Source organism: Luteimonas sp. MC1572, assembly GCF_016615815.1.
In the GTDB taxonomy this organism is placed as follows: domain Bacteria; phylum Pseudomonadota; class Gammaproteobacteria; order Xanthomonadales; family Xanthomonadaceae; genus Luteimonas.
In genome coordinates, this window is sequence record NZ_CP067112.1 from 1,001,943 (window position 1) to 1,014,332 (window position 12,390).

Genomic DNA, 12,390 nt, shown 5'->3' on the forward strand with positions numbered 1-12,390 from the left:
TGACAATCCGGTTTCAACTGACACGAAACCGTCGCAAGCCTGCAGGAAACGCAAAAGGGCGGGGCCTCGCGGCCCCGCCCCTGTCAGGCGATGCAGTGCTCAGAACTCGGCGGACAGGCTCACCGAATACGTCACGCCCGGGTCGTAGCGCAGCACGTGCACCTTCTGCCCGCCGCGCTCCTGGTACTCGTCGAACTCCGTGTCGAGGATGTTGCGCGCGGCAAAACCCAGGGTCATCGCGGTGTCGCCGAGGTTGAAGCCCTTGCGCAACACGAAATCGAGCGTGGTGCCCGGCTCCTGCATGTAGTCGGGCTGGCCCGGGCGGCCACGCGCGGAGACGCGCTCGCTGACATGGTTGGCGATCAGCGTGGCCTGCAGGCCGGTGGCCTCGTTCTCGACGCCGAACTGCAGGTTGGCGATGTGCTCGGACTGTCCCTGCATGTCGCTGCCGTCGCGCACGAACAGCCGTGCGTCCACCGGCGCCGGGTAGCCGAAGGGCTGCACCGTGTCGCCTTCGTCGGCATTCACCTCGGACTGCGACCAGGTGTAGTTGGTCGCCAGGTACAGGCGGTTCGCGCCCCACCAGTCGGCGGCGAACACGTCGTCGAAGTACTTCTTGAACTCCACCTCGGCGCCGTAGACCGTGGCCTCCGGTGCGTTGAGGAAGCTCTGGAAGATGGTGCCGCCGCCGCCCACGTTGATGTTGGTCTCGATCGGCTTGTCGATGGTCTTGTGGAACGCGCCGACCGTGAAGTACTCGCCGGAGCCGAAGAACCACTCATGGCGCAGGTCGAAGTTGGTCAGCTCGCTGTCCACCAGGTACGGGTTGCCGTAGTACTGGCGGAAGCTGTCGGGATCGCTGTACTGCTGCGGCGCCATCTCGCGGAACTGCGGGCGGGCGATGGTGCGCGAGGCACCGAAGCGCAGCTGGCGGTTGTCGGCGATGTTCCAGGTCAGGGTGAGCGCCGGCAGGAAGTAATCGTTCTCCAGCGGCGCCGGGGAGGCCTGGGCGACACCGGTGATCACGTCGTACGGGGTCACCGACTGGGTCGCGTCCTCATAGCGCACGCCCACGGTGGCGCGCAGGTTGGGCGTGATCTCGCCTTCGGCCTGCAGGTACAGCGCCTTGACCTCGAGCGACGCGTCATAGGCCGAGGCGCCGAACCCGCCGGTGGTCTCGCGCAGCCGCAGCAGGTCCTGGCTGAGGTTGTAGTCTGAGAACAGGTAGTCGGGGCGCTGGTAGCGGTTGTGGAACGGCAGGGCGCCGTCGAGGGCGAGGAACTTGAACTCGCGGGCCCAGGCGTTGCGCTCGTTGTCCATGTACGCGCCGCCGAAGCCGAGCGTCAGGTCGCGCTCGACCGGCAGGCGCCAGGTGACGTCGACGCCGGCGCTGTCGACGGTGTCCTCGACCGCGCTGAAGCGGGTGTAGTTCTGCACGCGCGAGGCGTCGTGGCTCCAGAAGCCGTCGACGTTCTCGTAGCGGATGCCCTTTTCGTAGGGCATGTCGCGCGTGGCGCGCGCGGTGGCGGCGCGCCAATCGACCTTCAGGTCGTCGTATTCGCCGAAGGCATGGCTGCCGGTGAGCTGGTGGTTGAGCAGCTCGCGCTCGAACCACTCGGTGTAGTCGTCGCGCGCCTCGAAGCCGGCGAGGTTGTCCGCGCCGAAGCGGCTGCGCGCTTCCTTGATGGTGTCGTGCACGTACAGGCTGGTGAGGCCGATCCTGTTGCCGCCCCACTCGTAGCCGGCACCGAGCATGACGTTGGTGCGTGCGTTGTTCTGGGTGGAGAGGAACTCGTAGTCGGAGTCGTACTCGACGACGTCGCCGACGAAGACGCCCTGCTGCTGGTCGCCGAAGCGGGTGCGCCATTCGTTCTCGAACCCGGCCACGGCGATGAAGCCGATGCGCGCGTCCTCGCCCATCTCGGCCGTGTAGCCAGCGCTGGCGCCGACGTTGCCGTCCGGATCAATGCTGTCGTTTTCCTGCAGCAGGTTCAGGTTGGCGTTCTGGAAGCTGCGGCCGATGCGGCGGATGTCCTCGCGGCTAAAATTGCCCAGGTCCACGCGCTGGCCGGTGGCCATCGCATCCTGCAGCGCGCGCGGCATCTTGCGGGTGCCGTCGTCATACCCCGACCAGTCATCCTCCGAGCCGTAATAGGTCAGGCCCTTCTCGCCGGTGGTGACGCTGTTGCCGCCGCCGCCGACGCTCACCTTGAAGAACGGCGCATCGGGGATGGTCAGCGATTGCAGGTCGATGATGCCGCCGCCGAACTCGCCCGGGTACTTCGCCGAATAGGTCTTCTGCACGGTCATGCCCTGCAGCACCTCGGCCGGGAACAGGTCCAGCGGCACCACGCGCTGCATCGGCTCCGGGCTGGGCAGCGGCGAGCCGTTGAGCAGCGCCGAGGAGTAGCGTTCGCCGAGGCCGCGCACATAGACGAACTTGTCGTCGACGATGCTCACGCCGGAAACCCGCGCCAGCGCCGCGGCGGCGTCGCCGTCACCGGTGCGTTCGAAGTCGTCGCGGGTGATGAACGAGGCGACTTCCGCGGTCTGCAGCATCGGCTCGGGGATGTATTCGCCGCGCACCTCGACCGCGTCGAGCTGGGCCGGCGTGGACGCCGCCTGCGCGGCCGCGTCCTGCGTGCCGGCCGCCTGCGCGAGCGTGGCCTGCACGATGGTGGCCTGCGCCGGAATGGCGGCGGCGTCACCACGTGGCGGGGCAGGCTGCTGGGCCCACGCGACCTGGCAGGCGAGCAGGGTGGTGATCGCGACGGACAGGCCGCTGCGTGACGGGGTGCGTTTCATGTGGTGACCTTCGCTGTGCGGTGCCGGTTGCGGCCTGGATGGAACGCGGGGCGGCCGTCATGGCCGCCCCGGGTCGACGTGATGCGGTGTGGCATCAGTCCGTCAGCAGGACGTGTCGGCCGTCAGGCCGCAGGTCCAGCCCTGCCACCAGGTGTCGCCGGCGTTGCGGACGCCGCCGATGTAGTCGACCTGCTGGAAGAAACTGTCCACCGAGGTCAGGCCCTGGTAGGCCGCGACTGCGGTCTCGTTGGCGCCGTTGACGAACACGTTGGCGAGGCTCGAAGTGCCCACCACGTTGCCGGTGCCGGAGGTGAACGCTGTCTCGGCGCGCGCGTCGGCGAACGCCGTCGGGCAGGAGAAGAACACCGAGCCGAAGGTGCCGGTGGTGTTTTCGTCCGAGATGCTCAGGCACTGCAGCCCGGCACCGGTGCCGCCGGCGGGACGGGTGACCACGGTGTTGTAGAACGCGGCCTGGGTGCCCTGGTTGAGGGTGATCGCGGCGCCGCCGCCGGCGCGGCCGACGTAGGTGAAGTTGGCGACCTTCGGGTTCGAGTAAGGCTCGCGGCGGATGCTCGACCACTCGTTCATGCGGTCGCCGCCGGTGGCGCGCTGGATGACGATGCCGTACTGCAGCGAGCCGTTCCAGCCGGTGTCGGTGTCGAGGCTGTCGTCGTCGGCGCCGGTGACCACGATGTAGCGGCCGTTGACCGTGCCACCGAACCACTCGATGCCGTCATCGGAGCTGTTGTGCACCTGCACGTACTCGAACACCGTGCCGTCGCCCACGCCACCGAGGGTGATGCCGTTGAGTTCGTTGTTCGGCGTGACCTCGAAGCCCGAGTGCTTGACGCGCAGGTACTTGACGATGCCGGAGTTGTCGCGCGGCGCGTTGCCGCCGTAGAAGCCGTCGGTGCCTTCGATGGTCGCCTGGCACTCAGGCGTGCCGGAGACCGTGGTGCCCGGGCAGGCGTTGATCGGCGCGCGGCCGAGCAGCACCAGGCCGCCCCACAGGCCGATCGAATTGGCGTTGGTCTGGCCTTCGATGTCGGCGCGTGCGGTGAGGGTGATCGGCTTGGTGGCCGTGCCCTGGGCATAGATCTGCGAGCCGCGGTTGACGACCAGCAGGTCGGCGCCGGCGGAGCCGTACAGGGTCACGCCCGGTTCGATGGTGAGCACGCCTTCCTGGGCACCGGGGGCTTCGTTGTTGATGTCGCCACCCTGGTCGTCGCCGACCGCGACGCGGCCGCTGATGGCGTACACGGTGCCGGCGCGCTCCGGGACCAGCAGGTTGCCGACGATGCGCTCGGGCAGGCGGCAGGCGCGCAGCGCGCCGTCGGCGACGGTGCCGATGTTGGTGAAGCCGGTGGGGCAGTCGGCCGCGGGGCCACCGGTCGGCGGCGGCGGCGGAGGGGTGGTCGGCGGCGGCGGCGGCGCGGTCGGCGGCGGCGGCGGGAACGCACCCTCACCCGGCGAGGCGACGCGGTCGGCACCGCCTCCGCAGGCGCTGAGCGCGAGCACCGCGCCGAAAGTCGTGAGAAGGGCCTTGGAGCTTTGGCGCATGGACATCGGTTCTCTCCGGGAGGAAGTTGACGCTGGCGAAGGCGGGCGAGCCTGGCGGCGCGCGTTGTGTCGCGGGTCGTCGCGCCGCTGCGGGGCGGACGGATCGGAGGCCAAGATAGGCAGCGTCGATGACAGCTTTCTTTCATTCATGCGGCTGTCTTGGTTTCGCATTGCGCGCTGCGTCCGGGTCGTGAGTCGGTTCGCTCCGCGTCATCGTTCCGTCACATCTCCACGGCCTCCTAGGAGGCCACCGCCCCGAACATCACGAAGCCATGGACACACCCGTCGTCGACGCCGCACTCGTGCAGTGGCTGCTGGATCGCGTGCGCTGCGGCGCCTCGCCGGAAGACGTCCTCGACAACATGGTCGGGCGCGGCTGGGACGGCGATGCGGCGGCGGTGGCGATCGAGGACGCGATGCGCGGCCACCTCGACGCGCACGCGCTCGATCACGGACTGCCACTGCCGCAGAAGGTGCCGTCGCCGATCGTCCTCAACGGGCCGTCGCTCATCGATGCGGGCGACCGCGAGGTCGCGGTGCTGGCCAACCTGCTGCATCCGCGCGTGGTGGTGTTCGGCGGCGTGCTGTCGGACGACGAATGCGATGCGCTGGTGGCGCTGGGCCGCGAACGGCTGGCGCCCTCGCCGGTGTTCGACCCGGAGACCGGCGCCGACCAGGCGCACCCGGCGCGCACCAGCGAAGGCATGTTCTTCCGGCGTGGGGAGAACGCGTTGTGCGCGCGCATCGAGCAGCGCCTCGCGGCACTGGTCGACTGGCCGCTGGAGAATGGCGAAGGCCTGCAGCTGCTGCGCTATGGCCCGGGTGCCGAATACCGCCCGCACTACGACTATTTCGACCCCGCCACCCCGGGCGCGCACGTGGCACTGGCGCGCGGCGGCCAGCGCGTGGCCTCGATCGTGATGTACCTCAACACCCCGGCGCGCGGCGGCGCGACCACGTTTCCCGACGCGCGCTTCGAGGTCGCTGCGGTCAAGGGCAACGCGGTGTTCTTCGCCTACGATCGGCCGCACCCGATGACGGGCACGCTGCACGGCGGCGCGCCGGTGGTCGAGGGCGAGAAGTGGGTGGCAACCAAATGGCTGCGCATCGGCCGCCACGCATGACGCTGCTTGACCGCCTGTCGGCGGAACGATGCCGTCCATCGCCACAAACAGGGCTTGTCATAACGGTGTAACCCACTGCGGGCGCGGACATAGTGTCATCGGGTGCATTCATCCGATGCGCTGCGGCGCGGGAGCACCAACATGCAACGCACAGCGATTCCACTTCTCCTCGCCCTGGTCCTGCCGGTCGCTTCCGCGCACGCCGCGCAGCAGGTCCACACCTTCGTGCTGGACCTCGATGCCGACGGCCACATCACCCGGCTCGCGCCGCATGGCGCCGTGCCCGGTGCGGTGACCGACGCGCTGGCCGACGAGATCCGCGCCTGGGTGTTCCATCCGGGCCCGGTCGACCAGGCCGGCGCCGCCGCCCGCACCTATCTGCGCGTGGTCGTGGACGACGCACAGGGCGAACCCGGCGGCTACAGCGTGGTGTCGGCGACCACCGGTCCGGCGCTCGCCGCGACCACTGCGCCGGACTATCCGATGCGCGACCAGCTTGCCGGGCACGAGGGCATGGTGGTGCTGAAGCTCGAGGTCGCTGCCGACGGCCGCGTGCGCGCCGCCGACGTGCACGCGGCCACCGGCTCGGTGTCGCGGGCGATGGCCACGGCTGCGGTCAATGCATCACGCCAGTGGCGGTTCGCCACCGAAGAGGTGGGCGGCGCGCCGGTGGCGGCGACGCTGCTGTGGCCGGTCTGCTACCTCGGCGCCCATTCGACGCCCGAGGCCTGCAGCTGGACCGGGCCGGACGACCAGCGCTTCTCCAGCAAGACCGTGCTGCCGCTGGATCCGCGGGTCACGCTGGTGTCGCAGGCCGCGCGCTGACCGCGCGCCGCCGGTAGCCCTTCAGCCGGCGATCCCGGGCGTCTTGTCCGGATACGTGCACAGGTCGCGCAACACGCACGCAGGGCATTCGGGCCGACGCGCCTTGCACACGTAGCGGCCATGCAGGATCAGCCAGTGGTGGGCGTCGTGCAGGTACTCGCGCGGCACCCGGCGCAGCAGCCGGTCCTCGACCGCGCGCACGTCCTTGCCGTGCGCGAGTCCCGTGCGGTTGGCGACGCGGAAGATGTGCGTGTCGACGGCCATCGTCGGCTCGCCGAACGCGGTGTTGAGCACCACGTTGGCGGTCTTGCGGCCGACGCCGGGCAGTGCTTCGAGCGCCTCGCGCGTGCGCGGCACCTCGCCGCCGTGGCGCTCGAGCAGAAGCCGCGCCATCGCCGCCACGTTGGCGGCCTTGGCGTTGAACAGGCCGATGGTGTTGATGTACGGCTTCAGTCCGTCCTCGCCCAACGCGGCGATCGCCGCCGGGGTGTTGGCCACCGGGAACAGCCGCCGCGTCGCCTTGTTGACGCCCACGTCGGTGGCCTGCGCCGACAGCGTCACCGCGACCAGCAGCTCGTAGGGCGTCGTGTATTCGAGCTCGGTGACCGGTTTCGGGTTCAGTTCCCGCAGCCGCGCGAACATCTCGCCGACCGCCGTCGTGGGCATGACGCGGCCGCGACGCTCCGGCGGGCTCAAGGCTTGCCCGCCATGCGCGCACGGGCGCGTGCCAATGCCGCGGCCGCGGCTGCGGGAAGTGCGGGCGGCGACGTTGGCTGCTCTCCATCGGCCGGCAGCGCAGCGGTCGATGCGTCCGGCGACGGCGGCGGCGGCGCGGCGCGCGCGGCCTTGCGCTCGGCGGCGCGGCGCGCGAGGCGCGCGGCGCGGGCGTGGTAACGCTCACGCGCGGCCCAGGCGACGACCAGGCGGTCGCGCGCGGCGGCAAGCTCGGCGTTTTCGCTGGCGATCAACGTCGCGCACGGGACGAAACGGGCCAGGCCTGCTTCGATGGCGGCATCCAGTTCGTCGGCCCGCACCAGCCGCAACAGCTCGCGCGCATCCACCGCGCGGGCGCCCGGATTGCTGTCGTCGCCTGTGCCCGCCGACACGCCGCGCCTCAGCGGTTTTCGAACGCCGGCTTGCGGCGTTCCAGGAAGGCGGTCATGCCTTCGCGTGCGTCGTCGGTGGAGAACACCAGGCCGAACTGCGCGCTCTCGTATTCCAGGCCGTCGTCGATCGCGCACTCGCCGCCGACGTGGATGGCGTCGAGGATGGCACGCATGGCCAGCGGAGCGCCGGTGGCGAGCTTGGCGGCGAACTGCATGGTTTCGGCTTCGAGTTCGGCCGCCGGCACCACGCGGTTCACCAGGCCCAGCGCCAGCGCGCGCGCGGCGTCGATCGGCGCACCGCCAAGCGTCAGCTCCAGCGCCGCGGCGCGGCCGGACAGCCGCAGCAGGCGCTGCGTACCACCGAAGCCGGGCAGCAGGCCGAGCGTGACTTCGGGCAGGCCAAGTTTGGCGCTGTCGGCGGCGATGCGCAGGTGGCAGCACATCGCCAGCTCCAGGCCACCGCCCAGCGCGAAGCCGTTGACCATGGCCACGACGGGCTTGGGCATGCGCTCGATGCGGCGCATCAGGCGCTGGCCGACCAGCGAGAACTCGCGCGCCTCGACCGCGCTCAGCGCCGCCATCTCGGCGATGTCCGCCCCGGCCACGAACGCCTTGGCGCCGCTGCCGGTGAGTACGACCGCGCGCACGGCAGGATCGGCGGCGGCGGTGTCGAATGCAGCGTGCAGCGCCTCCATGGTGGCGCGATTCAGCGCATTCAGTTTTTCCGGGCGGTTGACGGCAATCACGCGCACGGCGCCGTGGTTGGAGGTCAGGAGCAGGGAATCGGTCATGCGGGGGTCTCTGGCGGCGGCACTGCGGGCGTGGGAACTCGACGCCGCAGGCGTGGTCGGATCGGAAGGTCGTCAGTGGCGGTTAAGCACTGCGCCCAGTATCCTACCGTGTCCACCGCGGCGGCCAGACCGCCCCGGTTTGCCTCGGACCCAACCAGATCGAATCCCGGAGAGTCCCTCGAATGAAGTTGCGCCTGCTTGCTGCCGCCATCGCGGCCTTTACCCTGGTCGCCGGTTCCGCCGCCGCACAGGACACCACCTCGGAAAAGGGGAAGCTGAGCTACGCGATCGGCTACAACACCGGCGCCGAGCTTGCAGATCTCACCGCGCGCGGCGAGGCGCTTGACGTCAACACCGTGATCAAGGCCATGCAGGATGCCTACGCCAAGAAGGAACCGACGGTCCCCGTCGACCAGCTGCGCGTGGCGGTCGAGAACATGCAGAAGCGCCAGCAGGCCAAGATGGAGGCGGAGTTCGCCAAGCTGAGCAGCGCCAACAAGACCGCCAGCGATGCGTTCCTGGCCCAGAACAAGGCCAAGGCCGGCGTCAAGGAACTCCCGGGCGGCGTGCAGTACCGCGTCATCGAAGCCGGCAGCGGCGCCAAGCCCACCCAGGCGAGCGACGTGCAGCTGACCTACAAGGGCTCGCTGCCCGACGGCACCGTGCTGGTCGACACCAGCCAGGCGCCGGCCGGCCAGACCCCGGGCCCGGTCGCCCTCAAGGTGAGCCAGGTGCCGCTGGACGGCCTGCGCGAGGCGCTGCTGCAGATGCCCTCCGGCGCGCGCTGGGAAGTCGTGATCCCGGGCAGCAAGGCCTACGGCAGCGACATGCGCGCCGGCCGCATGGCCAACCAGGCGGTCGTGTTCGACGTCAAGCTGGTCAGCGTCAAGTAAGTGCCACGGGGCGGCGACGCCCCGGCGACAACACGCGCGGCCCAGGCCGCGCAGTGAACCTGGACGCGCCGGCCTTCGTGCCGGCGCGTTCGCATGTGGGCAGCGCGCATCGCGCGTGACCCGAGACCCGGAATCCCGATGACCACCGCTTTCCGTGCCGTCCTGAGTCCCTGCACCGGCGTCTGCACGATGGCCGACGACGGCTATTGCGACGGCTGCCACCGCACCGGCCACGAGATCGCGGGATGGCTTGCGATGGGCGACGACGAGCGCCTGCGGCTGATGGAAGACGTCCTGCCCGCGCGCGAGGCGCGCCGCGGCTGATGGATGCCGCCTCCGCCGATGCCCTGCTGCAGGCGGCGCTCAATCCGCTGGGCGCGGTGCCGGCGGGACCTGCCTGGAACCTCCACGACCTGCATGACCTGTTGCCCGCCGACGTGCGCCTGGTCGATGCGGCCGTGCTGGTGCCGTTGATCGGGGACCGCGACACCGGCGTCATCCTCACCCGTCGACACGACGGGCTGCGCCACCACGCCGGACAGGTCAGCTTCCCCGGTGGCCGGGTCGACCCTGGCGACGATGGCCCGGTGGCCGCCGCGCTGCGCGAGGCGGAGGAAGAGATCGGCCTGGCGCCGGCGCAGGCGCGCGTGCTCGGCTATCTCGATCCGCTGGCCACCGTAACCGGCTTCCGCGTGCTGCCGGTGGTGGCGCGCATCCCTGCGGGCTTCGAGCCGCGGCCGCAGCCGGGCGAGGTGGCCGATGTGTTCGAGGTGCCGCTGGACTGGCTGATGGCGCCGGAAAACCTCGACAGCATCGCCATCGAGTTCGGCGGCCGCGCGCGGGCGGTGTTCGAATACCGCCGCCACCAGCGGGCGCCCGAACAGCGCATCTGGGGCGCGACCGCGTCCATCCTGTACAACCTGCGGCAGCGCCTGCAGGCCGCCGGAGGCCGCTGATGAACCCGCACGACAGCTGGACCACGCTTGTTTCGCCAGATCAGCTCGCTGCACGCCTGGGCGCGCCCGGGCTCGTGGTGCTCGATGCGCGCTTCGCGCTGGCAGCCGCAGCCGCAGCCGGACCCGGTTCGGGCGAGGACGACTGGCGCGAGGCGCATATTCCGGGTGCGTACTACGCGCACCTCGAACGCGACCTGTCGGCAGCGCACGCGCCTGGCGCCGGTCGCCACCCGTGGCCCGACGAGGCGGCATTCGCGCGCACGCTGGCGGGGTGGGACATCGTCAAGGACAGCCAGGTGGTGGTCTACGACGCCGCCGACGGCGCGTTCGCCGCGCGCGCGTGGTGCCTGCTGCGCCTCGCCGGGCATGCCGCGGTAGCGGTGCTCGATGGAGGCCTTGCCGCGTGGCGCGCGCAGGGCTTGCCGCTCGATGCCGCGTCCCCGGCTGTCGCCACCACGCAGTCGCAACCGTTTGCCTTCGACCGCAGCCGACTGTTCGATGCCGCGCGCGTGCAGGAGCATCTCGCCGCCGGCGGTCTGGTACTCGATGCGCGCGCCGGCGAACGCTTCCGCGGCGACGTGGAGCCGATCGACCGCGTGGCCGGCCACGTTCCGGGCGCACGCTCCCGGCCCTACGCGGACAACCTCGAGGTCGGCCGTTTCAAGTCCTCCACCCGGTTGGCGACCGAGTTCGGAGCGCTGCTGGACGGGCGCCCGCCGTCCGACGTGGTCGCGATGTGCGGCTCAGGCGTGACCGCCTGCCACCACCTGCTGGCGATGGCACATGCCGGTCTCGACGGTGCCGGCCTTTACACCGGCTCGTGGAGCGGCTGGATCGAGGACCCGGCGCGGCCGGTGGCGACCGGCCCCGGCTGAGCGTTACTTCTTGCCGAGGCGCTCGACCAGCGCGCGCAGGCCGGCCTGGGTGTCGGGCGCGTACCAGGCCTCGATGAAACCATCCAGGCCGATGTGTTCCGGTTCCAGCGCCGCGAGCAGGTCGGCGCGCGCGATGGCGCGCGTACGCAGCACCGGTTCGCGCGGCAGCTGCAGCAGCGCCTCCAGCCATGCGCGGGCGCGCACGACCACCTCGTCGATCTCCGCCAGTTCGTCGACCAGGCCGATCTGCAGCGCGCGCTCCGATTCCACCAGCTCGCCGCCCACCAGCAGCCGTTCGGCGCGGTTGATGCCCACCGCGCGGCGCAGCAGTCGCTGGATGCCCTCCGGCGCGACCAGTCCGACCTGGGTCTCGTTGAGGCCGATGCGATAACCGCCGCTCGCCATTACCCGGTAGTCGCAGCACAGCGCCAGCACGCAGCCACCGGCGGGCGCGTGCCCGGCGAGCGCCGCGGCGACCGGCACCGGCGACTGCGCGAGCGCGCGCGCCGCGGCGAAGAACTCCGTCCACGCCGCGCCAACCTCTTCCGGCGACTGCAACGACATCAGGTATGGCACGTCGAGCCCGGCGGAGAACACCTTCGGCCCGCCCGACAGCACGATGCCCGCCGCGCCCGCGGCGACGGCCGCCGGCACCGCGTCCGCGATCGCCCGGCACAGTTCGGGGTTGAGCGCGTTGACCGGCGCCCGCGCAAGCCGCAGTTCGATGATGGCGCCGTCGTGGCGGATGCTGTCGATGATGGCCGGCATGCGGATGCTCATGTTGGAACGGGCCGATATCATAGGCACATGGACAAGATGCTTCGCACCCTGCCGTTCGCGCTCGCCCTGCTTGCACTCGCACCCTCCGCATCGGCGCGGGACGCCGCCGCCGGTTGCCTGCCGCGCGTGGTCGAAGGCTGGCTGCGGCCGCCACCGGTGCCGATGCCCATGCTGGCCGGCTTCGCGCGCATCGAGAATCCCTGTGCGACCGCGGTGCAGGTGGTTGCGGCCTCGGGAGCAGGCTTTGGCAGCGTCGAGATCCACGAGACCACGCTCGTCGACGGCGTCAGCCGCATGCGCGCGGTGCCGTCGCTTGCGATCGCAGCGGGTGGCGAGGCGGTACTGAAGCCTGGCGGCCTGCACCTGATGCTCATGCGACCCGCTGCCACGCCGGTGACCGGTGAGCGCGCCGTGCTGCGGTTCACGCTCGCGGACGGTCGAACCGTCGAGGGCGTATTCGAGGTCCGGGCGCCCGTCACACGCTGAATGGGCCGCGGATGGGCGGCGCACGCGCTTTCAAGGGCGGCCCTTTTCGGGGGCCTGTACGGATGTGGAACATGCCGTCGGACTCGCACGGCGCGCCGTTGTATGCGGCACGTTCCGCCTCTTGGCGTGCCGCCCCGCGCCGTTTGCCGGCCGCGCCACGCGGCGCGTGCTTCAGGACTGGAACATTCC

11 protein-coding genes and 1 pseudogene are annotated in these 12,390 nt (G+C 70.8%); 6 read left to right on the forward strand and 6 right to left on the reverse strand.

What is annotated here, in order from left to right:
• Positions 1–99: 99 nt before the first annotated feature.
• Both JGR64_RS04580 and JGR64_RS04585 read right to left on the reverse strand, forming a co-directional pair.
• Positions 100–2,805, reverse strand: a complete 2,706-nt coding sequence (locus tag JGR64_RS04580; RefSeq protein ID WP_199375381.1) for a TonB-dependent receptor — start codon at positions 2,803–2,805, stop codon at positions 100–102.
• A 102-nt stretch (positions 2,806–2,907) separates the two neighbouring features.
• Positions 2,908–4,371: a hypothetical protein gene (locus tag JGR64_RS04585; protein ID WP_199375382.1), complete on the reverse strand. Its 1,464-nt coding sequence runs from the start codon at positions 4,369–4,371 to the stop codon at positions 2,908–2,910.
• Between the two features lie 266 nt (positions 4,372–4,637).
• On the opposite strand from JGR64_RS04585, the gene JGR64_RS04590 reads away from it, so the two are divergent.
• Positions 4,638–5,489: a 2OG-Fe(II) oxygenase gene (locus JGR64_RS04590; RefSeq protein ID WP_199375383.1), complete on the forward strand. Its 852-nt coding sequence runs from the start codon at positions 4,638–4,640 to the stop codon at positions 5,487–5,489.
• Between the two features lie 141 nt (positions 5,490–5,630).
• On the forward strand, positions 5,631–6,314 hold the full coding sequence (locus JGR64_RS04595; RefSeq protein WP_199375384.1) for a TonB family protein: 684 nt from the start codon (positions 5,631–5,633) through the stop codon (positions 6,312–6,314).
• Positions 6,315–6,335: 21 nt separating this feature from the next.
• Here JGR64_RS04595 and nth read toward each other — a convergent pair whose 3' ends face one another.
• Genes nth through JGR64_RS04610 form a run of 3 tightly spaced genes read right to left on the reverse strand, consistent with a single transcriptional unit; the run spans position 6,336 to position 8,211 of the window.
• Positions 6,336–6,980 (reverse strand): endonuclease III, encoded by a 645-nt coding sequence (gene nth, locus JGR64_RS04600; protein WP_199375385.1) that lies wholly within the window; start codon positions 6,978–6,980, stop codon positions 6,336–6,338.
• A gap of 26 nt (positions 6,981–7,006) precedes the next feature.
• Positions 7,007–7,375 carry a hypothetical protein gene (locus JGR64_RS04605; protein ID WP_199375721.1) on the reverse strand — a complete coding sequence of 123 codons (369 nt, stop codon included), beginning with the start codon at positions 7,373–7,375 and terminating at the stop codon, positions 7,007–7,009.
• Between the two features lie 53 nt (positions 7,376–7,428).
• Positions 7,429–8,211: an enoyl-CoA hydratase-related protein gene (locus JGR64_RS04610; RefSeq protein ID WP_199375386.1), complete on the reverse strand. Its 783-nt coding sequence runs from the start codon at positions 8,209–8,211 to the stop codon at positions 7,429–7,431.
• A gap of 182 nt (positions 8,212–8,393) precedes the next feature.
• On the opposite strand from JGR64_RS04610, the gene JGR64_RS04615 reads away from it, so the two are divergent.
• From JGR64_RS04615 to JGR64_RS04625, 3 genes and pseudogenes are all read left to right on the forward strand, one after another.
• Positions 8,394–9,104 (forward strand): FKBP-type peptidyl-prolyl cis-trans isomerase N-terminal domain-containing protein, encoded by a 711-nt coding sequence (locus JGR64_RS04615; RefSeq protein ID WP_199375387.1) that lies wholly within the window; start codon positions 8,394–8,396, stop codon positions 9,102–9,104.
• Positions 9,105–9,242: 138 nt separating this feature from the next.
• Positions 9,243–10,060 (forward strand): annotated as a pseudogene (locus JGR64_RS04620) (CoA pyrophosphatase).
• Positions 10,060–10,935 (forward strand): sulfurtransferase, encoded by an 876-nt coding sequence (locus JGR64_RS04625; protein ID WP_199375388.1) that lies wholly within the window; start codon positions 10,060–10,062, stop codon positions 10,933–10,935. Before JGR64_RS04620 ends, JGR64_RS04625 begins: the two are co-directional and overlap by 1 nt.
• Before the next feature lie 3 nt (positions 10,936–10,938).
• Here JGR64_RS04625 and JGR64_RS04630 read toward each other — a convergent pair whose 3' ends face one another.
• On the reverse strand, positions 10,939–11,715 hold the full coding sequence (locus JGR64_RS04630) for an enoyl-CoA hydratase/isomerase family protein (protein ID WP_199375389.1): 777 nt from the start codon (positions 11,713–11,715) through the stop codon (positions 10,939–10,941).
• A gap of 27 nt (positions 11,716–11,742) precedes the next feature.
• On the opposite strand from JGR64_RS04630, the gene JGR64_RS04635 reads away from it, so the two are divergent.
• Positions 11,743–12,201 (forward strand): copper chaperone PCu(A)C, encoded by a 459-nt coding sequence (locus JGR64_RS04635; RefSeq protein ID WP_199375390.1) that lies wholly within the window; start codon positions 11,743–11,745, stop codon positions 12,199–12,201.
• Positions 12,202–12,390: the final 189 nt, after the last annotated feature.